Source organism: Streptomyces sp. NPDC049970, assembly GCF_040660235.1.
Taxonomy (GTDB): Bacteria; Actinomycetota; Actinomycetes; order Streptomycetales; family Streptomycetaceae; genus Streptomyces.
Window position 1 is genome coordinate 246,094 of the sequence record NZ_JBFALP010000007.1, and the last position, 24,622, is coordinate 270,715.

Below are 24,622 nucleotides of genomic sequence, written 5' to 3' on the forward strand. Positions count from 1 at the left end.
CGCCGGTCCTTCCTTCCTCATGTCGTTCGTCCGGTTGTCCGGGACGGTGCCGGGTGGTGCACGGGGTCAGTGGCCCATGCCGATCCCGCCGTCGACCCGCAGGACCGTGCCGGTGACGTACCCCGCGTCCTCGCCGGTGAGATAGCCGACCGCGGCCGCCACCTCGTCGGACGTGGCCATCCGGCGCATCGGCACCGTCGCCAGCAGACCCTTCCGCTTCTCCTCCGGCATGGCGGCGACCATGTCCGTGTCCGTGTAGCCCGGAGCGACGACGTTGACGGTGATGCCCTGGGCCGCCACCTCCAGCGCCAGCGACCTGGCGAAACCGATGAGACCGGCCTTCGAGGCCGCGTAGTTGGTCTGTCCCACCGCGCCGGAGAGTGCCACGGTCGAGGACATCAGGACGATCCGCCCCCACCGGGCACGCATCATGCCCCGCAGCACCGGCTTGACCCCGTGGAACGCGCTGAGCAGATTGGTGCGCAGCGGTGCCTCGAAGTCCTCGGCGGTCATGGCCGCGAACATCCGGTCCCGGGTGATGCCGGCGTTGAGGACGAGTACCTCCACCGGGCCCAGTTCCTCCTTGACCCGCGCACAGGCCGCGGCCACCGCCTCGGCGTCGGTGACGTCGCACCGCACACCGAACAGCCGCTCGGGCGGATCACCCGTACGGTAACTGACCGCGACCTGGTCCCCGCGGGCGGCCAGATGCCGGGCCACGGCGAGGCCGATGCCGCGGTTCCCACCGAGGACCAGTGCGGTACGGGGCATGTGGTTTCCTTCTCCGTCTCCGGGGCTTCCGACTTCCGACACGGGTTCCGTGCCGGCGGTGTTCGCACGGGGCGGCCTCAACCGCGCGGTCCCGGCGTCGCGTCCCCGAGCGGGTCCAGCGCCTTGGTCACCTGGTCGGCGATCTCGCGGGCCGGGCGGGAGTTCATCATCTCCAGATGGGTGCAGGCGACGCGGTGTTCGACCAGCCGGCCGCCGACGTACGGCACCCATGGTTCACCCACCGGGGCCGTGCGGCCCGGTTCGTCCGCGGCGGTGAAGTGCAGCACGTCGCCGCGGAACCGCTCGGGACGGAACTCGGCCCGCAGCCGGATCAGGTTCTCGACGACTGCCATCAGCCGCTGCGCGTCGGGCACCACCTGGCGCACGGCGGCGGTCTCGGTCTCGATGAGCCGGCGCATCTCCCGGGGTTCCAGCTCCTCGTCGGTGCCGACCATGGCCGTGTCCAGCATGGCGAGCAGTTCGACCTCCTCGCCCTCGGCCTGGAGCCGGGTCGCCAGCGAGTGGGCGACCAGACCACCGAAGGACCAGCCGAGCAGCCGGTACGGCCCGTGGGGGCGTACCGCGCGGACGTGGCGCAGATACTCGTCGAGCAACTCCTCGTAGGAGGAGGGGAGTGCTTCCTCGGAGGCGATACCGCGCGCCTGGAGCGCGTACACCGGCTGGTCCGGGGCGAGCCTGCGCATCAGCGAGGCGTAGCTCCAACTGAGCCCGAATCCGGGGTGGAAGCAGAACAGCGGGGGCCTGCCGCCCTGGGTACGCAGCGGGAGGAGGACGCCGAAGTCGTCGGCCGGGGCACTCGCGGGCGCCGCGCTGTCCGGGCGCAGCCGCTGTGCCAGCCCCTCGACGGTCGGCGTCTCGAAGAGGTCGCGCACGGTCAGCCCGGTACGCAGTTCCGCCCGGATGCGGCCGACGAGCCGGATCGCCATCAGCGAGTGCCCGCCGAGGTCGAAGAAGCTGTCGGTGGCCGACACCTCGGGCAGGCCGAGCGCGTCGGAGAACAGCGCGGCGAGGCCGAACTCCTCGGGGGTGCCGGGGGCCCGGCCCTCCGAGGCTCCGAAGCCGGGGTCGGGCAGCCGGGCGCGGTCGAGCTTTCCGCTGGGCGAGAGCGGCAGCACGTCCAGCGGCACGACCGATGCCGGAACCATGTACTCGGGAAGCAGCCGGGCTGCGGCGGCGCGCAGCCGCGCCGGGTCGGGCGCGGCGCCGGGCGCGGGAGTGACGTAGGCGACGAGCCGGCGTTCGCCGTGCCGGTCCTCGTGCGCCACGACGACGGCCTGCGCCACCTCCGGCCGCTCGGCGAGTACGGCCTCCACCTCGCTCGGCTCGACGCGGAAGCCGCGCAGTTTGACCTGCTGGTCGGAGCGTCCGACGTAGTGCAGCTGTCCGTCGGGACCGCGCAGCACCACGTCGCCGGAGCGGTACATGCGCTCGCCAGGTGCCCCGAAGGGGTCGGTCACGAATCGGGACGCGGTCAGGTCGGGGCGGTTCAGATAGCCCTGCGCCACGCCCGCGCCCGCGATCCAGAGCTCGCCGGGGACCCCGACGGGCACCGGCCGCCCCTTGCCGTCGAGCACGTACAGACGCGTGTTCCGCAGGGGACGGCCGATGGACGGCGTGTCCTCCTCCGGGTCACCCTCGCCGTGCCGCCCGGTGGCCGACGCGCTGGCGTACACGGTGGTCTCGGTGGGGCCGTACGCGTTGACGAGCCGCGCGCCCGGCACGGCGGCCCGCAGCCGCGCGGCCACCTGCGGGGACAGCGCCTCGCCCGCCAGGACGAGATGGCCGGCGCGCAGTTCGCAGCCGCCGTCGGCGATGAGCCTGGCCAGCACCGAGGGGACGCCGCTGACGAGCGTGCCCTGCCATCCGCCCCGTTCGCCTATCTCCAGCAGGTCGCGGACGATCTCGATGCTGCCGCCGTTGAGGAGCGGCCCGAGGATCTCGAACACGGAGACGTCGAAGTTGAGGGAGGTCGCGGCGAGTACCCGGTCCAGTCCGTCACCGAAGGCGTCCGCGGCCCACGCCGCGAGGTTGACGACGTTGCGGTGGGTGACGGAGACCCCCTTGGGGCGGCCCGACGAGCCGGAGGTGAAGATGACGTACGCCGTGTGGTCCGGGGTCACCTCCCGCTCGAACGGGCCGTCTTCGTACGCGTCGAGGGCCTCCGACACCGCGGGGTCGTCCAGCAGGACCAGCGGCGGGGTGCCGTCGCCGGCCGGGAGACTGCCCACCGCGGACGACTCGGTGAGCACCAGTGCGGGCACGGCGTCCTCCACCATGAAGGCCAGCCGCTCCGACGGGTAGGCCGGGTCCAGCGGCACATAGGCGGCACCGGCCCTGAGCACGGCGAGTACGGCGACCACGGTGGCGGCGGAGCGGTGCAGCGAGATACCGACCAGCGAGCCCGCTTCCACGCCGCGATCGGCGAGCAGCCGTGCCAGACGGGCGGAACGCTCGTCCAGCGCCCGGTAGCCGAGGCTCTCCCGGCCGCAGACGACGGCGGTGGCGTCGCCGCGCCGGGCCGCCTGCGCGGCGAACAGGGACGGCACGGTGTCGCCGGTGACCGGCGCACCGGTGTCGTTCCAGTGGTGCAGGACGCGCTGCCGTTCCGTATCGTCCATCAACGCGAGGTCGGCGAGGGGGAGGTGCGCGTCGGAGGCGACACCGGCGAGGAGGCTCGCCAGGTGTTCCCCGAGGGCGTGCACGGCATCCGCGCCGAAGCGCTCGGTGTCGTACTCGATGTACACGCGGACGTCGTCGTCCGACTCCACGAAGGTCAGCATCAGCTCGAACGCGGCCGTCGCGTTGGCGATCGGCATCACCTCGATGAGCAGCGCGGCCCCGGGCGGGGCCGCGGGACCGGTCCGCACGTGGTTGAGCCCCAGCTGGAACACCGGCTGACGACCCGCCGAGCGGGGCGGGTTGAGGACCTGGACCAGCTCGTGGAAGGGCACGCCCTGGTGACGCATCGCCTGGAAGGTGCGGCCCTGGACGTGGCGCAGCAGCGGCAGGAAGCCCTCGTCCGCGTCGAACCTGGCACGCAGCGGCATGGTGTTGACCGTGAGCGCGACCAAGCCCTCCGAGCCCGGCTCCAGACGGGTGGAGAGGGGAACGCCGAGCACGATGTCGCTCTCGCCGGTGTAGCGGCCGTAGAGCGCGAAGGCGCCCGCGGCGAGTACGGAGAAGAGGCCGGCACGGTGTTCGACGGCGAGCTCGCGCAGTCGGGCCACGACCGGTCCCGGCAGGTCACGGCGGTGCGTGGCCGCGCGCCGGCCGGTGGTGCCGCTCAGCCTGGCCATGGGCAGGTCCAGGGCGGCCGGAGCGCCGTCGAGTTCGGTGCGCCAGTGCTCCAGGGCCCGGGCGCGGCGCCGGTCGGACACCCCGGAGAGCGTGGCGCCGACGTGCTCGGCGTAGCTCAGGAGCGGCGTGCCGAGCGGATTCGGCCGGCGCTCGGCGGATGCCTCGTACAGCGCCGCGAACTCGCCCGCCACGACGTCCATGGACTGGCCGTCGGCGACGCTGTGGTGTGCGACGAGCAGGAGTACGTGCCGCTGCGCGCCGAGGCGGAACAGGGTGGCGCGCAGCAGCGGCGCCCGGTCGAGCCGGAACGGACGGTCCTGTGCCTCGGTGAAGTACCGGTCCAGGTCCGTGCCGTCCTGGTCCGCCGCGGTGAGGTCGACCTTCTCGACGGCGACGGTGACGCCGGCGGCCACCGTCTGCCGCGCCTCGCCCTCGTGCTCGGTGACGCTCACCCGCAGCGCCTCGTGCCGCACGGTCAGCGCGTGCAGCGCGGCGTCGAGGGCGTCCCGGTCCAGCGGCCCGGTGAGCCGCAGCGCCAGGGCCAGGTTGTGGGTGCCCGGCCGGCCGTGCGCCGCCTCGGCGAACAGCACGCTCTCCTGGGCGGGGAGGAGGGGGAGAATCCTGGCCTCGTCGTTCATGGTGATGTCCCGTCGGCAGGGGTGAGGGCAGCGCGATGGTCCGGACGACGCGGGCGCGGGCGTCGTCCGGCGCGGCGGTACGCGCACGTACCGTGCGGTGACGCGGGGCCGTACGGCGGTACCGGGCGGCGTGGGCCGTACTCCGGGGAGCACGGCCCACGGGTTGGGCCGGGGTCCTCGTTCGGACCGGCCCGCGGGGACAGAGCTCAGGCCGGGACGGCCACGGGCGTGTTCGGGTCCGTGGCGAGGAGCTCGACGGCGCGGGCCGCGAAGTCCTCGATCGTCTCGTCAGTCGTCTCGGCGGACACGTACATCGGCTCCTCGATGTCCGGGGCCAGGTGGTAGCCGGCCTCGCGCATGCCCGCGTACAGCGTGGTGTACGGCGACTGCGCCTGCGCGGCGACGTCCGACTTCACACGGATCGGCGAACCCTGCGGCACGAAGATGAACGCGAAGATGCTGCCGGTCCTGGCGAAGGTGAAGTCGAGCCCCCGGTCGACGCGGTGGCGCTCCACAGCGGCCTGCAGGAGGGCGCTCCTGCGCTCCAGCTCCTCGTAGAAGCCGGGGCTCGCCAGCACGTCGAGGGTGGCGAGGCCGGCCGCCATGGTCAGCGGGTTGCCGGCCAGTGTGCCGCCTTGGAGCACCCGCTCCTCGTCGAGCAGCCGCATGATGTCGCGACGGCCGCCGAACGCGCCCACGGGGGTGCCGCCACCGATGATCTTGCCGAAGGCGGTGAGGTCCGGGGAGACGCCCAGCAGGTTGCTCGCGGGACCGTAGGTGAGCCGGAAGCCGGTGATGACCTCGTCGAAGATCAGCACAGCGCCCTCGCGGTCGCAGATGCGCCGCAGATCGGCGAGGAAGCCCTCCTCGGGCAGGACGAGGGACATGTTGCAGGCGATGGGCTCGACGACGACGGCCGCGATCTCGCCGGGGCTGTCCGCGAACGCCCGCTCGACGCTCGCGGCGTCGTTGTACTCGGCGAACACGTTGGAACGCATGGCGTCCGGGTCGAGGCCGGCGTCGCGCATACGGGTCTCGTCCTTGTTCTGGACCAGGTCGAAGTGGCCGTGGTAGCCGCCGTTGAAGCGCAAGACACGGGTGCGTCCGGTGTAGGCGCGGGCCAGCCGCAGGGTGGACATCACGGCCTCGGTGCCACTGCACACGAAGCGCAGCTGCTCCAGGTGGTCGGCGGTCGCCGTGATGCGCTCGGCGAGCTCGACCTCCTGCGGGCAGTAGGTGCCGAACAGCGTGCCCTTGACCGCCTGCTCGGCTATGGCGGAGCTGACGGCCTCCGGGGCGTGTCCGAGGATCAGCGGACCGAACCCGTACATGAAGTCGACGTACCGCGTGCCGTCGACGTCGTGGAGGTACTGACCGTGCGCCTCGGCCACGACCAACGGGTCGGTCTCCACGTTGCGGCAGGCGCGCAGCGGCGAGCTGGCACCGACGGGAATGGTGTGCTGAGCACGCTTGATTTCCGGCCTCATGAGGATTTTTCCGTTTCGGTGTCGATGGTGCAGTCGGTCATCAGGACGTCCAGCAGCGCCTCTGCCTCTTCGCGGGTGTCGCGGGCGAAGTAGGCGGTCAGGACCGTCTCGAAGTTGAGCGGCGGGGCGAGCACGAACTGGCCGTCCGGGCGGTGCAGGTGCACCGTGGTGACGTCGTTCTTGTGGCAGACCTCGACCGCGCGGGCGGTGTTCCTGAGGAACCCGCTGCGCTCGATCGGGGCGTCGTACTCCAGCGCCACCCGGTGGTGCAGCGGCTCGGGTGCGAGGGCCTCCCGGCCCAGCCGGTGCAGCAGGTCGTACGCGTCCAGCCCCGTGCAGATGCGCAGTTGCTGGTACGTGGTGGTACCGCCGCCGCACAGTCGGGGGGCCAGTTCGAGGATCCGCAGCCGGCCCTGGCCGTCGAAGCGGAACTCGGCGTGGAAGGGGGAGTTGTCCAGGCCGACGCCCGGGATCACGCTTTCCAGCAGAGCGGTGAAGTCACGGCCCAGCTCCGCGTCGAACGGCTCGGTCAGGTAGGCCACCTCGTGGAACAGGGGGCCGACCAGGGGCGGAAGCTTGCGGTGGATCTGGAGCGGGACGACCCGTCCTTCGCTGACCACGCCGTCGATGGCGTACTCGTTGCCGTCGAGGTACTCCTCGGCGAGCATCCGCGACTCGCCCGAGCTCTCCCGCAGCACCGTGCAGACCCGCTTGGTCTGGATGAACGCCTTGGGGAACTCCGCGGGCGTCTCGGCCTTCACCACGCCCGCGCTGTAGAAGCCGTTCGACGGCTTGACCACGAGGGGGAAGGTGAGCGCCGCCTCGGCGGCCGCCAGCGCCTGGGGCGCCTTGGCCGAGGTGTCCAGCTCGATGTGGCGGGTGATGTGGTCGCGGACCGCGGGGTGCGCCTTGAACCGGGTCTTGTCGACGAGGCACAGCAGCGTGTCGATGTCGCGGGTGGGCATGCCCAGTTCGCCGCGCAGCAGCTCGAGCTGGATCTGGAAGCTGTCGTGGAAGGAGATGACGTCGTCGACGTCAGCCAGGTCCGCCGCTTCGCGCGCGGCGTCGGCGACCGTCCGCCGCCAGTTCTCCCGGTCGTCCGCGGCCAGCCGCGGCGGGGCGAAGAACTGGACGGTGAAGCCCCGCTCGTGCGCGTAGTCGAGGTAGTCGCGGCAGTCTTCCTCGCGGCCGAGGATCAGTACGTTCACGGAAAAGGCCACACTCTCTGTCTGGTGGTCGGTCAGGCGGACTGCTGGACCGGTTCGTCGGTGTGGAGCCGGTTCTCCTCGTTGCTGACGGCCCGCCTGATGCGCCACAGGCAGAGCGCGGCCATCACGGCCTCGAAGGCGGAGAAGATCACCCACATGCCCGGCAGCATGTCCGGGTCGTCGCGGTTGAGCAGCACGAACGCGATGATCGTGGGGACGCACAGACACCACATGAGGACGATCCGTGCGATGAATCCGAAGCGCGCCAGACCCAGGCACTCCAGCACGGCCGAGCCGACCATCGAGAACATGAACGCGAAGGAGTACGTCCACAGCACCCGTGAGGTGTCCACGGCGTGGGCGGTCACCGAGGTGCCGGCGCCGTCGAGGCCGAACGGGCTCAGCAGCAGGGACGGGGTGAGGATCTGGAAGACCGCGACCACCGCCACGTACAGGCCCGAGACGGCGAGGGTGACCCGCATGATGTGCGGGATGTTCCGGTGGAGTCCGGCGCCCACCGCCTGACCGCACAGGATGTTGCACCCCAGGCCGAGACCGATCAGGGGGATGACGGCTGCGTAGTTGAGCGCCAGCGCGACGTTGTTGGCGGCGAGCGCCACCGGGCCGAGGACCGCGGCCAGCCACACGAACGCGGTCTGGCCCAGTTCCTCCAGACTCAGGGAGCCGCCGGCGGGCGCGCCGCGCCGCAGCCGGAGCCACAGCACCCCGGTCACCTTCCGGCCGCCCCGGCGCATGAGCCGGCCGAAGCCCGCGACGTAACCCTTGGGCAGGTACACGGCGTACCCGACGAACATGACGGACACGGCGCTGAGCGTGCCGAGCGCGGAGCCGCGCATGCCGAGCTCCGGCAGCCCGAAGCGGCCGAAGACCAGGCCGACCGTCATCACGACGCCGACCACCTGGCCGATGATGCCGACGACCATCGGCACCCGGGTCCTGCCCATGCCGTTGAAGTACGAGGACAGGGCCATGTTCAGGGTCATGACGGTGCCGTAGAGGGTGGAGAGGCCCAGGAACTGCGCCTCCAGTTCCTGGATGTGCGCGGGCTGCCCGCTCAGCGTCGGCACCCACGTCAGCAGCGGGGTGGACAGGAGCAGCAGCGCCGAGAGCAGCAGGCCGAGGGCGAAGCCGTTGGCGCCCTCGTCCATGGCCTCGCGCTTCTCACCGCGGCCGTTGGCCTGCGCCACGTAGGAGCGGGTGATGCCGACCGCCCCCGTGGTCACCATGATCACCGTGGTCGCGGTGAAGACGGCCGGGCCGGAGGCCGCGAGCGTGTCCTCGGAGTAGCGGGCCAGGCAGATCCGGTCGACGAGCAACAGGATCAGGTTCCCGACCATGCCGAACATCAGTGGCACCGAGATGCGTACGACCTCGCGCACCGTGTCCAGGTCGAGCAGCCGTCCCCGGGTGACGCTCATCGGCGGACACCCCGGCGGGGGTGCCCGCCCCGCCGGAGCGGGGCGGGCGGACGGGCGCGGCTCACAGGCTCACCCCGGACTCGACCAGCAGCTCCCGCACGCTCTCGAGCAGCGCTTCACGGCCCGACAGGTCGAAGGGCAGCACGTCGCCGACGTCCAGCATCTCGTCGAGCCGCTCCTCCAGGCCGACCAGGAACCGCATCTGGTCGAGCGAGCTGACGATGATCTGCGACGGTTCGGCGTCGGCCGGAACATCCCGTGCGGCCGCGAGTTGCCGGAGCAGGTCGTCGACGACGGTCCTCAGGTCTTCCATGGATTTCATTTCCTCGATGGGTCGGATTCGGGAACCGGCTCGTCAGGCCGATGTGCCGAGCAGGCCGTACGACAGCAGCGCGTAGGTGAGCCGGTCCAGGCCGATCCCTGCGCAGCAGGTCGCGTCGGCTCCGAGGCCGCGCAGCCCGAACGAGTCGGCGAACACCTCGCCGTGCGCGTTCACGCTGGCCACGGACAGCTCGCCGTCGGCGAGCGGCACCCGCACCTCGAACTTGCTCTTGTTGAGCAGCTGGGCCTCGCGGGTCATGGTCGGAGCGTCCCCGAAGAAGGCGTCGGAGGCGCTCACCACACGGTGCGGCACCCCGAGTTCCGCGAAGAAGTCCGTGAACGCGCCGAGGATCCGCTCGTAGTCGTGCGCGACCTCCTCGGCGCTGCCCATCCGGACGAGCTCGAACATCCTGAACTCGCCCAGCCGGGTGGCGCTGTGGTTGCGCGACTCGTGCCGGAAGACCGGTCCGTCGATGGCGAAGAGCCCGGTGTCGTAACGGTGCTTCAGCTCGGCCGCGTTCGCGTACACGTGGTAGCACGTGACCGGGGTGAGGACGGTGTCGGCCGGTGTGTAGAAGGAGCCCAGTGCCTCGGGCTGGTCGGCCCTGAGCTGGGACACGGTGACCCCGTCCCAGTAGCGGTCCCGGATACGGGCGACCGCGTTCACGAGGTTGGGGAACTTCTGGTAGTAGCCGGCCCGGACCAGGACGTCGCGGGCGATCTGCGCCGATCCCGCCAGCAGCGGTGCGCCGAAGGCCTCGGCGAACCGCTCCCGGCACAGCCGGCGCACATGGTCCATCGCCGCGGTCCACTCCGGCCCGTGCAGGTAGACGCCCCTGGCGACGGCGATCCGGTCGTCGTCGGGGAGAGCGCAGGACAGGCCGGGACGCCCGGCCTGCTCGGTGACGACAGTGGCGGGCACCTCACGGTGGCCGCGCAGGAAGTGGCGGACCATCTCGCCGATTTCCCGTTCGGAGGGGCCGTCGGGCACCGCGACCTCGATGCCCCTGTCAAGCTGCTCCACGGTCACGCCGTCGTGGTGGAACGCCAGGGCCTTGCGCAGTTCGTCGGCGGTCCCGGCGTCGACCGGGCGTTCGTAACGGTAACGCGCGCCGTTCACGTTGTGCCTTTCAGATGCGGTGACGCATGGGGACCCAGTCGGCCAGGAGGATGGCGCGTTCGCCGGGCTCCGGGTCGCTGCCCTTGCGGATGGGGCCGACGTAGTGGCTGACGAGGTCGTCCGTGATGGCGTACGCCTCCAGCGGGCGCTCCATCTGGAACTCGGCGAGCCGGTCCGCCGGCGGCACGTCCTCCGGCTGCTTGCCCCGGTAGTCGGGGGTGGCGATGAGGTTGGCGCCGCCCTCGGCGTTGTGACGGTAGATCAGGTGGGCGAAGACGTAGGGCTCGCCGTCCTGGTGCAGCTCGTTCGGGGAGGACACGGCCTCGCGGTCGTCCTCCTCGATGTGCAGCTTGATCAGGTGCACGCCGACGTAGAGCGGCCAGACCGCGTCGTCCTCGCTCCAGCGGGTCTGGGAGAAGTCGAACTGGATCATGTCCAGGAGGAGCTTGTTCTCGCACACCTCGTCGCTGATCGCGGGAAGGTTGCGGGTGACGTTGACGTACTCGGGGTTGTTGTCGCCCTGGTAGTAGCCGTTCATTCCTTCACGTGCCTGGCTCTCGGTGGCCGGCATCCAGAAGAATTCTTTGGACCAGGGCAGGAATACGCCGCGTGCATATCGACGGTAGCGGCCTGAGCCGGTCGCGTAGGGATCCTCCGGAAGATCCTCGTAAGCCGCCCTGAGTTCTTTGTAATCCGCGCTTTCCTCGTCGATACCGAAATGGGAGGCGAGGTCCCATCGGTCGTATCCCTGGCGCGCGAGATCTGAAATGTTTTCGGGCACAGCAGAAGTCCCCCCGGAGCAAATGTGTCTGTCGAGCCCGAGATTAGTTGACTGGATACATCATCACAATGTGAACAAGGTCACAAAGTTTTCCGGCCGAACTGGCCGGCTGGCGGAAGGAATCGGGCGTCATGGCTCAAAAGGCGCTGTTCTTTCAGGCTTTTTCCTGAATGTGCTGGCCAGTGGGTCGATGGGGGTTCAATTCCGGCCAGGCTGGAGAAGGTCGAAAGCGGGCGTTCCGCATGTCCGGGGACGAAAAGTTTCACACTTATTGCGTTGACATGTCGCCCACGTCGTGCTTATCTTCGTCGCCAGCAACCTGAAAACATGGGGGAAGAATGTCGGACAGTGTGATCGACGGACGAATTTCCGAGGTACTGAAGCAGATCGCCGAACTGCCCGATTCTTTCGAGGTGTCGGCCGATCAGAATCTCAGGGCCGATCTGGATATCGATTCCCTCAAGCTGATCGATGTGGTCGTCCAGGTGGAGGCGGCCCTGGACATCGAGCTCGGTGACGAATTCTCCCGTGACCTCGTGACGGTCGGGGACCTGCAGCGACACGTCAGCGAACAGGTCGGCGGCTGACCGTCGCGCGCGCCCTGCCCACCCGATTCCAGCGCCACGGAGAATTGAGTTGTTCGAGTTCACCCTGGGTCCGGTCGCGCTGTGCGCGCCCGGACCGACGGACGGCCAGGACGAACACGCGGGCCTCCCGCCCGACCTGCACGAGGTGATCGGCACCGCCGGCGACCGGTTCCGCGATCCGTTCACCCGGATCTGCCTCTACCTCGCCCTCGGCTGCGCGGAGACCGCCGGAGAACGTGACGACGACACCGTCGTGATCGGCACCGAGTACGGCAACACCGCCGCGCTTGTCGGCCTGCAACGCGAAGCGGCGACCAAGGGGCGGCTGCTCTCCGCCCAGAACTTCCCCAACGCCACGTCCAGTTCGGCGTCGGCGTTCGTCAACCTGCGCATCGGCTCGACCGGACGCAACATGACGATCAACGCGGGCGTACTCACCCCGGTCATGGCCATGTGGCAGGCGCTGTCCGCCCTCGACCAGGACCGCTCCGCCGTCAGCCGGCTCCTCATCGGAGACGTCTACGCGCCGGAGGCCGCCGAGGACGCGGCGCTCGACACCGGGGACGCGCCCTGCACTGACGGCGTCGCGCACGCCTTCCTGCGCAAGGGGGCCGAGTTCACCGCCGAGTTCGTCTTCGGTGCCACCGGCGAGCCGCACCCGGGCCCGGTGCGCTCCGTCCTCCGGGCCGGTGCCCTCGGATCGGAGGCCGGTGACGCGGAGCCCGTCCCCTTCGCGGAGCGCAACAGCGCCTTCGCCACCCGGGCCTTCCTGGACCTGGTCCACACACTGGCGCCCGCCGAGGCGGCGGCCCTCGAATGCCACGCCCCGGACGGTCGCCACGCCACCGTGACGGTGACCCGGCAGCACGCGAACAGCACGAACGGGAGGTCCTTGTGAACCGGGGAACAGCAAGGGTCTTCATCACCGGGCTCGGCGTGATCTCGCCCGCCGGTGCGGGTGTCGAGCCCTTCTGGGACGACCTGTGCGCGGGCCGCAGCCGATTCGAGCAACTGCCCCCGCTCTACGCCGGTATGAAGTCCGGGATCCTCGGCGGACGGGTGCCCCGGGAGGCTCGCGAGACCGCCCTCGCCCAGGTGGACGCGGTCACCCGGGAGAACCCCCGGGCCGCCTCGCTCTTCGCGGAGTTCGCCGCCCTGGAGGCGCTGCGGGACGCCGGGCTGGCCCCCGGGGACGACGCGCTGCGCAACGCCGTCGTCTGTGTCGGCAGCAGCGACGGCCAGGCCGAGGTGCTGGAGGACCTGGTCGCTGAGCGCCGGGGCATCGCCGGGAGAGGCGGCTTCTCCAGCTATTCCATCGCCCATGGTGTGGCGCGCACGGTGGGGGCATCGGGCCCGGCCCTGCTGCTCCAGAGCACGTGCGCCTCCGCGAACGTCGCGCTCTCCTGCGCGCTCGAGATGCTCCGCGCGGGCATCGCCGACACCGCCGTCGTCGGCGGCTGCGACCCGTACTCGGAGAAGAACATCATCGGGTTCAACACCCTCCAGGCGATCGGGCCCTCGCCCTGCAAGCCCTTCACCAGGAGCCGGCGCTACGTCACGCCCTCGGAGGGTGCGGGCATGTTCGTCCTGCAGACCGAGCGCGCCCTGCGCCCGGGGGCGACCCCGTACGCCGAAGTGCTGGCCACCGCCATCAGCAACGACGCCAGCCACCCGACCGCCCCGGACCGTGACGGGGTGGCCTCATGCCATCGGCGCTCGCTCGACGAGGCCGGCCTCAAGGCCGAGGACATCGACGTGATCTTCGCGCACGGCACGGGAAGCCGGGCCAACGACACCATCGAGGGCGGCATCTTCGCGGAGCAGTACCCGCGGACCGCGGTCACCGCGATCAAGAGCACCATCGGGCATCTGATGGGCGCGGCCGGCGCGGCCGGAGCCGTGGCCGCTTGCCTGACGATGCGTCACCGGCTGGTGCCGCCGACCGCGGTCGATCCCGACGACATCGAGCTGGACGTGAACCTGGTCACCGGAGAGCCGCTGCCGGTGCCGGACCTGCGGCACGTCCAGAACAACGCCTTCGGCTTCGGCGGCAACAACGCGATCAGTATCTTCCGGAGCGTGTCATGACGCTCCCCTCGTCCCTCACGGGCGAGAAGGCGGTACTGCGGCTGGAGTTCGACGGTCCGCTCGCCGTCCTCACCATGGACAGCGCGCCGATGAACCTGTTCGACCTGGCGATGTGGGACGCGTGGGAGGACGCGGTCGGCCGGCTGACCGCCCGTCCGCCCCGCGCCCTGCTGGTCCGGGCGGAGGGCCGCGTCGTCAGCGCGGGTGTGGACGTGAGCGTCTTCGCCGGGCTCGCCCCCGAGGACGCGGCGTCCTTCTGGCGGGCCAAGCTGGGCATCACACAGGCCCTGGAGGCGCTGCCCTGCCCCGTGGTGTTCGCCGCGCACTCGCTGACCCTGACCGCGGCCTTCGAGCTCGCCCTGGCGTGCGACCTCGTGGTGGCGACGCCGCAGGCCAGGTTCGGCCTGGTCGAACGGAAGATCGGCTTCACTCCGGCCATGGGCGGCACCCAACGCCTGGCCCAGCGCGCCGGACCGTCCCGCGCCCGTGAACTCGTCATGACCGGCGACCTCTACCGCGGGACGGTGCTCGCCGACTGGGGTGTGGTCAACGCGCTCTTCCCGCCGGCCTCCTTCGACGCCGACGCCCGCGCCTACGCCATGCGCCTGGCCACGGGTCCCACCCGCGCCCACGAGGCGACCAAGGGCATCGTCCGCCGATGCCTCACCGGCGGCGTTCCGGCGGCGGACACCGCACTCCCCGACGTCGCCGCGGAGGTGGCCGCCACCGCCGACCACCGTCACGCCGTCGCCGCGTTCCTGGCGGACGGCCCGGAGCACACGGCGGAGTACCTGGGCCGCTGACCGCTCCCCGGCCGGACCGCTGATCCACGGCGTACCGACCGGGCCGGCACCGTCAGTTGCCCGTCGGGCTCCTGTCCGGTGCCGGCCGCGGTACGCCGCTCACCGTGACCTCGCGGTCGCCCGCCCGCAGCACACCGGCGCCCAGGACGAGCCCGAACGCCAGCACCGTCACCAGGCCGAACGACACGATGAGCGAGGTGGCCTCGGCCAGCGACCCGATGGCGGACGGCGCGATGAGCCCGGAGGTGTACGTGATCGTGGCGACGCCCGCGATGGCCCGGCTGGGGTTCGTGCCGCTGCGGCCCGCCGCGGCGAACGCCAGCGGCACGACCACCGCCACGCCCAGGCCGAGCAGCCCGAAACCGCACAGTGCCGGGGTGGGGCCGTCGGACAGCACCACGAGCAGTCCGCCGGCCGTGGCCAGGACGCCGCCCACCCGCACCGTCCGCACCGCGCCGAACCGGTCGACGACCCGGTCGCCGGCGATCCGGGCGATGGCCATGGTCAGCGCGAACGCTGTGGTCGAGGCCGCCGCGAGCCCGGCGGAACTGCCCATGACGTCCTTGAGGTAGACGGCCGACCAGTCGAGACTCGCCCCCTCCGCGAACACCGCGCAGAAGCCCACCGCACCGATGACCAGCGCCGACTTCGGCGGCAGCGTGAAGCGCGGCGGCGGCTCCGCGCCGGGTGCGCTGCGCAGGTCGAGCACGCGGTGGCAGGCGGCCAGGCCGAGCACGGTCAGCAACAGCGCGGCCAGGGTGTGGTGCAGCCGGGCGTCGGCCCCGACGTGTGCGGCGACCGTGCCGGCCGCGGAGCCGACCAGGGCGCCCAGGCTCCACATGCCGTGCAGCCCGGACATGATCGACTTGTCGAGCCGGTTCTCCACCTCCACGCCGAGCGCGTTCATCGCCACGTCCGACATCCCCGCGCAGGCGCCGTAGACGAAGAGCGCGGCGCAGAGCGTGAGCAGGTTCGGGGCCAGGGCCGGCAGGATCAGCGCCAGCGTCCACAGTGCCAGTAGCCCGCGCAGTGCCGTGCGGGCGCCGAAGCGGTGGCTGACACCGCCGGCCAGCGGCATGGCCAGTGAGGCGCCGATGGCGGGAAACGCGAGGGCGATCCCGAGCTGGCCGGCGCTCACCGAGGCGTGGTCCTGGATCCACGGGACCCGGGTCGCGAAGCTGCCGGTCACCGCTCCGTGCACGGCGAAGACCGCAGCGACCGCGTATCTGGCCCGCCTGACCTGCTCCGTGCCGAAGACCGGGACCGCTGGATCCTTCGTCATGCGCCGTGCCCTCCCCTGGGAAATCCTCGCCGCCGGTGTCCCCGGCGTCCGTCGCGCGGTGCGGCCGTAAACTATCAGGAACCCTGCCTGATAAATAACCCCGCAACGGCGGGAACGCAGTGATCTGGAAGGATCCCGGCATGCCCGCATCCCCGAGCACCGCCCGGGCCATCAACGACCGGCTCGCCCTGCGACTGCTCCAGCAGGACGGCCCGCTGACGGCCACTCAGCTGAAGACCATGACCGGACTGTCCCGCCCCACGGTCGCCGATCTGGTCGAGCGGTTGCAGGACGCCGGTCTGGTCCGGGTCGTGGGGGAGAGCGGCTCGGACCGCCGCGGCCCCAACGCCCGGCTCTACGGGATCGTCGCCGACCGTGCGCATCTCGCCGCCCTCGACGTCCGCACGGACAGCGTGGCCGTCGTCGTCGCCGACCTGCTCGGTGTCACGCTCGCCGAGGCCACCCTGCCGATCGGCAGCGACACCGGGACGCGGCCCGCCGTCGAACTGGCCGTGGCCGTGGTGGAGCGCGCCGCCCGCGCCGCGGGCACGGCCCCGCTGCACAGCGTCGGCATCGGCGCCCCCGGCCTCATCGACCCGGTCACCGGCGAACTCAGGGACACCGCCGGGCTCCCGGCCTGGCACCGCGGCCTGGTCAAGGAGCTCCAGCGGCGGCTGTCCGCGACCGTCCTCGTGGAGAACGAGACCAACCTCGCCGCCGTCGCCGAACACCGGATCGGCGCGGCGCGCGACCGCGACACCTTCGTCATGCTCTGGCTCGGCCAGGGCGTGGGCGCCGCCGTCATGCTCGACGGCAGGCTGCGCCGGGGAGCCTCCGGCGGCGCGGGCGAGATCGGCTTCCTGCCGGTGCCCGGCACCACCGGGCTCCCCTCGGCCGTCAATTGCGACGGAGGTTTTCACTCCCTGGTGGGCTCGGCCGCCGTCTGCGAGCTGGCGGCGGACCACGGCATCAGGACCTTGGATCCGGCGGCGGACGGGACGCACGAGCAGGACCCCGCAGCCGCGTTCGCCGTCCGTGCCGCGCTGCGCGCCGACGACGCGGCCGGTGCCGCGTTCCTGGGGGCGCTCGCCGACCGGCTCACGCTCGGCGTCGCCGCCGTCGTGTCCGTGCTCGACCCCGGCTGTCTCGTGCTGGCCGGCGAGGTGGGGCGCGCCGGCGGTGACGTGCTGGCCTCGATGGTGGAGGAGCGGCTGGCCCGGATGTCACCGTTGCCCACCGAGGTCAGGGCGGGGGCGCTGGGCGGTGGCGCTGTCCTGCGCGGTGCGCTGTTCGCCGCCCGGGAGGCGGCGCAGGACGCACTTTTCGCCCCGGGAGCATGACGCGCCCCGGAGATGCCCCGGAGGTGCGGGGACGGCAGCGGCCTATCCGGCCGGGTGGCTTGAGCGCAGGACGGGCAGGCCCATGGGCAGGACGCCGCCGAGACCTGGGACAGCGGCGGGCGGAGGGGAGGAAGCTCTGCGCCCGATGCCCGAGGTGCGATCGCCCACCGGGCGGCGGCGATCAGGCCCGAGGGGCACGTCGACGCGAACGGCTCCGCACCCGGACGCCTGCAGTCTCGCAGGGCCTGCGGTACGTGGGCCTGCGGTACGTGGTTGAGCACGGCACGCACGTGCCTGAGTACTGCTGGGGCCGCCGGTACGCGTGTATGCGTCGGCCAGAGCGTCGAATTCCGGCAACGCCGCATGTCCGGTCCAGCGGTGCCGGGGCCGTGCGCGCGTCGCCGAACGATTCCGGTCAGGGGAGCGGGGGACGGACCGTCGGCGGTTCGTATCGGTCGGTTCGTCAAATCCCGCGCGGATGCGCAGGGTTCGTGCCGTTCTTGTGGAAGTCGGCCGTAGGCTGTCGCCGGAGAACAAGGGGAGACGATGTCTGACGACCACGAGGCAATCATTCCGGTGTGGACGCTGGCGACCGGGGACGTCCGGGTGCCCGCAGTGGCCGGCGACGGGCCGATGACGGCTGAGCGACTGACCGAACTGCGCAGTGTGCTGGCCGGACTGGCCGACGAGCCGATCGCCACACTCGAGGTACATCCGCTGCCTGGCAAGCTCGACCGCAGCCGAGGTCTCCCGCTCGATGCCGCGAGCCCCTTGGCGCAGCACCTGTCGCAGCTCATCACGCAGTCAGCGCGAGCGAAAGCCGCCGGCGAGGGCCTCTACCGCATGGTGGTTCCGGCGAAGGTTGCCGCCCAGCTCGGTCAGGGTGTGGTTCGCCCGATGGCGGCGAAGGGGTTCGCCTGTGGCTTTCGCGGTCCAATCGTGAACTCGACGGGCCAGATCGTCACCGGTGCGACGTTCGTACCAGTCGGAAAAGTGGCAGCAGCAGGCGCAGTCGGCGGAGCCGGTGCTACAGCCGGAGTCGCGGCAGCAGGCAGCGCTGCGCTAACCGTCGCGGCGCCGCTCGTGCTCATGGCCGTAGCGGTGGGGGTGAGCGCGCACGCCGACCAGAAGCGCCAGCAGGCCATCGAGCACATCACAGAACTGCTGGAGCAACTGCGCGAAGAGAAGCTGGACGCCGAGCACAGCGAACTCGACGGCTGCCGCGACGCCATCGACAAAGCTACGGCCATCCTGCTCGACCAGGGCAAGCTCGGTGCCTCTCTGGGGCTGGACTCCGCGGTGCACGCCATCAACACGGCGCTGGGCGCCGCCGACCGTCGCCTCGCGCAGTGGCAGAGCGCACTCGACAAGCTGCCCGAGGGGAAGGGCGTCGACATCGGCACGCTGGCGAAGGCGTTCCCCGGCATCGACGACGAGGGCGGCACATTCCGTGCCCACCTCGAACTCGCCGCCCTGGCCATCGCGCTGAAGCAGCGGGTCATCGTCCTGCAGGCCGTCGAGCATGCCCAGAGCGACCCCGACAACCTGTTCAGTAACTTCTCGCGCGCGCTCAAGGCCGACCACAAGCGCCTCGAAGCACTGGAGACGAGCATCGCCGGTGTCCTGGAACGCCTGTCGGCGCTTGAGCTGGCACGCCCGCAGAGCCTGCGGCCCGTCTTCACGACCGGCGAGGTGGACCGCCTGATGCGCGCGGCCAACCGGATTCACAAGCTGGGCGACGGCGCGATGGTCGACAACCGCAAGGCCGACGTGGCGATCGAGATCGCCCGCGACAAGGACGGCTCGGTGGTCGTGTTCCCTGCGCTGCCCGTGTAGGCGCGGACGCGTCGCCATCGCCCTCGCACGGTGAGTGGTGCGGAAGTGCCCGAACCGGCGAGCGCGCATTGGCTTTCGACGTGTCGTGCAGCAGTGTGACCGACAACAGGGCCGTCGCACCTGCGGAAGGCGTACCGGCTATGCGGAGAGCTCCAGTACGGCCCAGACCGTCTTGCCCGGTCCGTCCTCCGCGCAGTCAGAAGGCTGTACGTGATGTGCACCGGCCTGTACGCAGGAGGGGGACCGCGCCGGCGCCCCTCCGTGGTTGGACAGCCGGAGTCGGCTGGGCGGCCTCCGAGGTCCGTGGCTGCCGTCTGCGAGGGCGCTGTGGTCAGGGCAGCCGTGTCAGCTCGCGGAGCTGGCTGACCAGCGCGTGGACATCGCGTTCGGCCGGCGGACCGGCGGGCGCTGTCGGAGTGGTGTCCGACGCGGCGGTGCGGCAGCCCCGGCACAGGCCGTCGGGCAGTGCTTCGGGCGCGCCGGGACGGCCGACTGGGTGCGCCACCGCAGAGGCTAGGTGATCCACGGGTGGCGGGGACGGATGAGTATCGGCCCGCTTGTACTCACTCTTTGGAGGGACCTGCCTGCGAACGCCGTGCAGGCGTGCGAGCGGTTGATTACGGTGCCCGAGCGGGACATGGCAAGGCGGGCGCGGTGGTTCGGGGGCCGCCGACGCGGGTGATGTCGTCCTGTCGGTTGAGCTGTGAAGTGCTGGCTGTTGTGTGACGGTTGGGCGCGACGGACGCGGTGCGTGTGCGTACGGGGACAGGCGGTGGCGGATGACGCAGGACGAGATGGATGCGGGCGTGGGTACGACGGAGGGCGTGGAGCGCTCTTCGGGCACCGCCGCTCAGCCGGAGGGCAAGGCGGAGAACGGGGTTGCGGTCGCGTTCGGGCGGCAGTTGAAGCTGCTGCGGGTGAGGGCGGGGCTGGACCGGGTGGAGTTCGGCAAGCGGCTGGGGTACGCGGCGCAGTCGGTGGCCTCGTTCGAGCAGGGGCGACGGATTCCGCAGCCGGAGTTCGTCGACAAGGCGGACCGGGTGCTGGACGCCGGGGGACTGCTGGTGGCGTTGAAGGAGGAGCTGGCTCGGTCGCAGTATCCGGCGTTCTTCCGGGACGCTGCCCGGTTGGAAGCCGAGGCGCTGGAGCTCTTCCTATACGCGGTGAGTGCCGTACCTGGGCTCCTGCAAACCGAGGAGTACACCCGTGCTCTGCTTGCGATGCGGCGGCCACTGCTGGACGAGGACATCATTGAGCAGCGTGTGTTGTCTCGCATTGCTCGACAGCAGGTACTCAACCGATGGCCCGCTCCCCTGATCAGCTTCGTGATCGAGGAAGCCGTTCTGCGGAGGCCGTTCGGCGGAAATTCCGTACTGCGGGGCGTGCTTGAGCAGATTCTTCTTGTGGGGCGTCAGCGAAGCGTTGAGATTCAGGTCATGCCGACGGTCCGAGAGGACAACGCCGGACTGGATGGACCGTTCACCCTGATCACGCGCAGGAGCGGTGAGCAGCTCGCGTACTTGGAGGTACAAGGACGCAGCATCCTGCTGACCGATCGCGACGAGGTGCGCTCTGTGGCGGCACGCTATGGGATCATCCGTTCGCAGGCTCTGACTCCGCAGGAGTCTCTGGTATTCATCGAGAAGTTGCTGGGAGAGCTATGAAGACCACTGATGCTCCTGTCACGCAGGAGCTGGCTTGGGTCAAGAGCAGCTACAGCGGGGCTGAGGGCGGCGAGTGTGTCGAGGTGGCTGCCGCAGCTGCCCAGGTGTTCGTCCGTGACTCGAAGCAGGTCAATGGTCCTGTGCTGACCGTCGGGCCCGGCGTGTGGGTCGGCTTCGTGGGACTCGTCACTGGCTGAGTGGCGTACGCCGGAGAGCCCCGCCGCGTGCCGATCAGGCGATGCGGCGGGGCGCTCCTGTTACGTAGGGGCCCTACTCGTCCACGTTCTCCTCGCGGCGGATCATCCGCCACGCCGCGTGCGCTGCGGTCCAGGTTGGACCGAAAGCTCTTGTCGGGGCCGAAGTACTGGCGCCCTATGCCGGCGGTCGTCTCGATGTGGTCGGCCACGTCGTCGGCGAAGGCCCTGTCCCAGACCTTGCCGAAGTTGGCCTCGTCGTTGACGACGGCCGCTGCTCGGGCCTTGGGGTCTTCCTTGGTCTTGTTGAACGGCTTGCGGACGTCTTCCTCGGTAAGGTCCGTGCCGAACTTGGCGTTGAACGCCTCGATCAGTTCCGACAGCAGTGACTTCTCCGCCTCCGCCGCGCCGCCCGTGCCGTCACCGAAGCCGGGGAGCTGGGCGTAGCCCTCGGGGGAGAGGGAGACGTCGTACTCGCCCGTCTTCTCCACCCGCAGGTGACTGACGTCGATCTCGCCTATGTCGACGCCACCGTCCGCGCGGCGCGGGAGCCGGTTGAGGAGGTACGCGGTGCTCTACCCGGGAGGCGGGACGGCGCATCCGGGGCCAGTGACCGCCGGACCGCCCTCGCCTCGACCGCCGACGCCCGGTCGCGACGACCAGGAGCCCGCACGATGAATTCCGGAGCGGAAGCGCGTCGGCCGAGCAGCACCGGGACGGTGGCTGCAGCAGGTGGGCGCCGGTGCTGCGCCGGCGTCCGGGTGGGACGCGCCAAGCCGGACGGGGGTGCGCCCGCCCGGGCACGCACGTGCCCCGCGGTGACCGGCGGTGCCGGTCACCGCGGGGCTGTGTCGTGCCGGAGCGGTGTCAGCAGGCCCCGAGGTCCTGCCAGACGCCCCACTCACCCGTGGTGCCGGGGGTCTCGCCCTTGGTCCACCACCGGGCCTTCCAGGTGTGCGAGCCGTGGCTCACCGTCGTACCGCCTCCGTACTCGGCCGTCGCGCTCCACGCCGCCGCGGAGCAGCTGCCGCCGCCCGGGGTCGGGGTCGGGCTCGGCGTCGGAGTCGCCGTCGCCGTCGGGGTCGGCGTGGGAGTCGCCGTGGGTCCGGTGCCCGTACCCGGTTGGACCACGGTGGTACCGCGTGCCAGGTCGCCGGCGAGTGAGTACGTGGACCCGCCGAAGGCCACCGTCCAGTTGGACGGGGTCGACGTCGGCAGGTAGTACACGAAGTCCAGCTGTACGGAGGCGCCCGGAGCCAGCGTCTGCCAGGTCGGCAGCTTCAGCGAGACGCGGTTGAAGTCGCCCTTCAGCCCGCCGACGTTGTTCGCCGCGGTGTGGTCGCTGCGCACGATCCTCGTGCCGAATCCGGACTGGTCCTTGGCGTTGGCCGGAGCGGAGGTCGCGTAGTCGAACTGGAACTCCGTGCCGCCGGGCAGCGTCGCCGAGGTGTTGTTGGTGATCTTGAGCTTCGGGCCGATCGGGTAGTTCGAGTCACCCAGCGGGAACTGCTCGAACGACACGTCGATGTCCAGTGCCCGGGAGGGCAGGTCGATGCCGGACCGCTTCGCGCCGTACGGGGCGGCCGACCTGAACTTCTCGTACATGGCCGAGGTCAGTGTGGAGCCCGGCTCGTACTGCCCCTTGGCCGCGTTCCAGGCGTAGTCGCCCGCGAGCTCCCAGATCATCGTGCCGCCGATGCCCTTGTCCACGACGTAGTCGGCCTTGGCGGCCACCGACTGCTCGTCCTCGGTGGACAGGAACACCTTCTTCTGGGCGTTCCACAGCCAGGGTGCGACGAGCGTCGAGTCGTAGTTGCGGGCGTAGGTGCCGGTCAGCTTGGTGGACGCCGGGAAGCCGTACCGCGTGACGTAGTCGCCGACGACGCCCTTCTCCAGGTTCTTCGCGTGCCACATCGGGTTGGAGCCGGCCGGGGACTCCTTGCCGTTCGTGTCGAGGTCGTGCCAGAGGTTGTCGATGCCGACCGCTCCGTCACCGCACTTGGTCAGGCCCGCGCCGGCCGGGCAGTCGGTCGTGGCGGCCTTGCCCCACAGGCCGTTCGTGCCGCCCTGTACGTTCTTGAAGCCGCGCGTGTAGTACGGCAGCCCGATGTTGATCCGGCCCGCCGGCATGGAGCCGCGGAAGTAGTGGTAGGCCCAGTCGGTGTTGAGGTATCCGACGCCCCCGTACTGGGACGTCGAGTAGACGCCCGCCTGTGCCAGTTCGGCGTCCTTGCCGTCGTCGAAGAGCGAGGCGTTGGGGCCGACGTACTCGTTCCAGGCGCCGTGCAGGTCGTAGGACATGATGTTCACGTAGTCCAGGTACTTCTGGACCTGGAAGGTCTCCATGCCGCGCAGCAGGTAGCCGGACGAGGGTGCCGCGACGGACAGCAGGTAGTGCTTGCCGTCGGCGGCGGACGCACGGTCGAGCTTCTCGCGCAGCGTCTTCATCAGGGCGCCGTAGCCCTTGACGAGACCGGCGCGGCGGGCGTTGGCGAGCGTGTGGTCCAGCGGGTTGCCCGCGTCCTTCATCGTCGTCGGGTACTCGTAGTCGATGTCGACCCCGTTGAACCCGTACTTCTTGACGAAGGCGACGGCGGAGTCGGCGAAGGTGTTGATGCCGCTCTGGTTCACCGAGCCGTCGGCGTTGGTGGCCATCGAGTAGAAGCCGCCGGAGTCCACCCGGTCGCCGCCGTCGTCGAAGTAGCCGCCGGTCTCGGCCCATCCGCCCACGGAGACCAGGGTCTTCACGTTCGGGTGCTGCTTCTTGAACTTGTTGAGCAGGTTGAAGTGGCCCTTGTAGGGGAGGGCGGGGTCCATCTCGGCCCCCGCGACGCCGGGCCAGGTCATCCCGGTGGAGGCGTTCTCGGGGCCGTCCGTGCCCACGGAGATCTTGTTGGCTCCGTCGACGTGGGCGAACGCGTAGTTGAGGTGGGTGACCTTGTCCCACGGGATGTCCGAGGCGAGGTAGGCCGGCTTGCCGTCCTTGCCGGTACGCCAGTTGGTGAAGTACCCGATGACCCGGCGCTGGTGGTCGGCGCCCATCTTCTCGCGGCCTTCGGTGTCGTAGACGGAGCAGTACGGCACGTCGACGCCGGGCGTCCGGTAGAGCCCGTCGGGGCGACAGGACTCCTGGTCGGCGGCGGCGGCCGACGGGGTGGCGGTGAGCGAGCCCAGCAGCAGCCCGGCGGCGGCTGCGCCGACTGCGAACAAGGTGGCTCTCGCACGGATGGGGGACAGCATGTGTCGTTCCTCCTGGGGAGGTCTGCGGAACACAACAACTGGCATGGGTGGCTCGCGCGGTACGTCCGGGTGTGCGCACACCCGGCGGGCGTTCCTCGGAGGTGACGCAGAGATTAAGAGGACTAGACCAATGAGTCAATAGGTATGGACCATCTCGACCGCGGCTGGAGTTCCGCCGGCTTGTGTGAGCGGCCCCACGGAGGACGTCTGTTCGGCCCGGGCCCGGTCGTGGCACAATGTGTCCTGTACCAGTAGCAGCGCACTCCGGGGTCGGTGCAATTCCGAACCGGCGGTTATAGTCCGCGACCCGTCCGCATCCAGCGGCCGGTTGACCAGGTGGGATTCCTGGACCGACGGTTAAAGTCCGGATGGGAGGCAGTGCGCGGCGGCACGTCACAGGTACGCCGCCGTAGGCGGATGCGTTCCCGGGATCTCCGGGGCGATCACATCCGGTCCACGGATCTTCGGCGTTCGTCTGTCGCGTTCCGCTTCATCTGTCGTCATC

Annotated in this window: 19 protein-coding genes, 1 pseudogene and 1 riboswitch; of the genes and pseudogenes, 8 read left to right on the forward strand and 12 right to left on the reverse strand. The window is 70.6% G+C overall.

The features are described from left to right. Positions 1–66 precede the first annotated feature (66 nt). The 8 genes from fabG to AB0I83_RS16275 all read right to left on the reverse strand — a co-directional run bounded on the left by fabG (position 67) and on the right by AB0I83_RS16275 (position 11,083). Positions 67–771 (reverse strand): 3-oxoacyl-ACP reductase FabG, encoded by a 705-nt coding sequence (gene fabG, locus AB0I83_RS16240; RefSeq protein WP_363304993.1) that lies wholly within the window; start codon positions 769–771, stop codon positions 67–69. 77 nt (positions 772–848) lie between these two features. After that, a complete protein-coding gene (locus AB0I83_RS16245; RefSeq protein ID WP_363304994.1) occupies positions 849–4,727 on the reverse strand; it encodes an amino acid adenylation domain-containing protein in 3,879 nt (1,292 codons plus the stop codon). Between the two features lie 206 nt (positions 4,728–4,933). Beyond that, entirely contained in the window at positions 4,934–6,214 is a 1,281-nt protein-coding gene (locus AB0I83_RS16250) for a glutamate-1-semialdehyde 2,1-aminomutase (RefSeq protein WP_363304995.1), read from the reverse strand. Continuing rightward, entirely contained in the window at positions 6,211–7,422 is a 1,212-nt protein-coding gene (locus tag AB0I83_RS16255; RefSeq protein WP_356842612.1) for an ATP-grasp domain-containing protein, read from the reverse strand. The genes AB0I83_RS16250 and AB0I83_RS16255 overlap by 4 nt, the downstream gene beginning before the upstream one ends. 32 nt (positions 7,423–7,454) lie before the next feature. After that, entirely contained in the window at positions 7,455–8,861 is a 1,407-nt protein-coding gene (locus tag AB0I83_RS16260; RefSeq protein ID WP_356537238.1) for an MATE family efflux transporter, read from the reverse strand. A 61-nt stretch (positions 8,862–8,922) separates the two neighbouring features. Further along, a complete protein-coding gene (locus tag AB0I83_RS16265) occupies positions 8,923–9,174 on the reverse strand; it encodes a hypothetical protein (RefSeq protein WP_356842615.1) in 252 nt (83 codons plus the stop codon). A 42-nt stretch (positions 9,175–9,216) separates the two neighbouring features. Beyond that, positions 9,217–10,302: a hypothetical protein gene (locus tag AB0I83_RS16270; protein WP_363304996.1), complete on the reverse strand. Its 1,086-nt coding sequence runs from the start codon at positions 10,300–10,302 to the stop codon at positions 9,217–9,219. 10 nt (positions 10,303–10,312) lie between these two features. Beyond that, the gene (locus AB0I83_RS16275) at positions 10,313–11,083 is read right to left on the reverse strand and encodes a 2OG-Fe dioxygenase family protein (protein WP_363304997.1); all 771 of its coding nucleotides are present in this window, start codon (positions 11,081–11,083) and stop codon (positions 10,313–10,315) included. Between the two features lie 338 nt (positions 11,084–11,421). Here AB0I83_RS16275 and AB0I83_RS16280 point away from each other — a divergent pair, with 338 nt between their 5' ends. From AB0I83_RS16280 to AB0I83_RS16295, 4 genes are read left to right on the forward strand one after another with little or no spacing between them, the layout of a single operon-like run. Next, positions 11,422–11,670: an acyl carrier protein gene (locus AB0I83_RS16280; protein ID WP_356537245.1), complete on the forward strand. Its 249-nt coding sequence runs from the start codon at positions 11,422–11,424 to the stop codon at positions 11,668–11,670. Between the two features lie 49 nt (positions 11,671–11,719). After that, positions 11,720–12,568, forward strand: a complete 849-nt coding sequence (locus tag AB0I83_RS16285) for a hypothetical protein (protein ID WP_363304998.1) — start codon at positions 11,720–11,722, stop codon at positions 12,566–12,568. Further along, entirely contained in the window at positions 12,565–13,758 is a 1,194-nt protein-coding gene (locus tag AB0I83_RS16290) for a beta-ketoacyl synthase N-terminal-like domain-containing protein (protein WP_363304999.1), read from the forward strand. The genes AB0I83_RS16285 and AB0I83_RS16290 overlap by 4 nt, the downstream gene beginning before the upstream one ends. Beyond that, positions 13,755–14,561, forward strand: a complete 807-nt coding sequence (locus tag AB0I83_RS16295) for an enoyl-CoA hydratase/isomerase family protein (RefSeq protein ID WP_363305000.1) — start codon at positions 13,755–13,757, stop codon at positions 14,559–14,561. Before AB0I83_RS16290 ends, AB0I83_RS16295 begins: the two co-directional genes overlap by 4 nt. Positions 14,562–14,613: 52 nt before the next feature. On the opposite strand, the gene AB0I83_RS16300 is transcribed toward AB0I83_RS16295, so the two are convergent. Next, on the reverse strand, positions 14,614–15,843 hold the full coding sequence (locus AB0I83_RS16300; protein ID WP_363305001.1) for an MFS transporter: 1,230 nt from the start codon (positions 15,841–15,843) through the stop codon (positions 14,614–14,616). A gap of 140 nt (positions 15,844–15,983) precedes the next feature. Here AB0I83_RS16300 and AB0I83_RS16305 point away from each other — a divergent pair, with 140 nt between their 5' ends. Then, positions 15,984–17,183: an ROK family transcriptional regulator gene (locus AB0I83_RS16305; protein ID WP_363305002.1), complete on the forward strand. Its 1,200-nt coding sequence runs from the start codon at positions 15,984–15,986 to the stop codon at positions 17,181–17,183. Positions 17,184–17,729: 546 nt separating this feature from the next. Continuing rightward, complete coding sequence (locus tag AB0I83_RS16310) at positions 17,730–19,019, forward strand: hypothetical protein (RefSeq protein ID WP_363305003.1); 1,290 nt, start codon at positions 17,730–17,732, stop codon at positions 19,017–19,019. A 331-nt stretch (positions 19,020–19,350) separates the two neighbouring features. Here AB0I83_RS16310 and AB0I83_RS16315 read toward each other — a convergent pair whose 3' ends face one another. Continuing rightward, positions 19,351–19,524, reverse strand: coding sequence for a hypothetical protein (locus tag AB0I83_RS16315; RefSeq protein ID WP_363305004.1), 174 nt, complete (start codon positions 19,522–19,524; stop codon positions 19,351–19,353). 274 nt (positions 19,525–19,798) lie between these two features. Between AB0I83_RS16315 and AB0I83_RS16320 the strand changes: the two genes are divergently transcribed. Beyond that, positions 19,799–20,683, forward strand: a complete 885-nt coding sequence (locus AB0I83_RS16320; protein ID WP_363305005.1) for a helix-turn-helix transcriptional regulator — start codon at positions 19,799–19,801, stop codon at positions 20,681–20,683. After that, the gene (locus AB0I83_RS16325; RefSeq protein ID WP_363305006.1) at positions 20,680–20,880 is read left to right on the forward strand and encodes a DUF397 domain-containing protein; all 201 of its coding nucleotides are present in this window, start codon (positions 20,680–20,682) and stop codon (positions 20,878–20,880) included. Before AB0I83_RS16320 ends, AB0I83_RS16325 begins: the two co-directional genes overlap by 4 nt. 73 nt (positions 20,881–20,953) lie before the next feature. On the opposite strand, the pseudogene AB0I83_RS16330 reads toward AB0I83_RS16325, so the two are convergent. After that, positions 20,954–21,443 (reverse strand): annotated as a pseudogene (locus AB0I83_RS16330) (type I restriction endonuclease subunit R); the annotation flags it as partial. A 301-nt stretch (positions 21,444–21,744) separates the two neighbouring features. Beyond that, the gene (locus AB0I83_RS16335; protein ID WP_363305007.1) at positions 21,745–24,117 is read right to left on the reverse strand and encodes a chitinase C-terminal domain-containing protein; all 2,373 of its coding nucleotides are present in this window, start codon (positions 24,115–24,117) and stop codon (positions 21,745–21,747) included. Positions 24,118–24,372: 255 nt separating this feature from the next. Beyond that, positions 24,373–24,503: riboswitch (FMN riboswitch) on the forward strand. Positions 24,504–24,622: the final 119 nt, after the last annotated feature.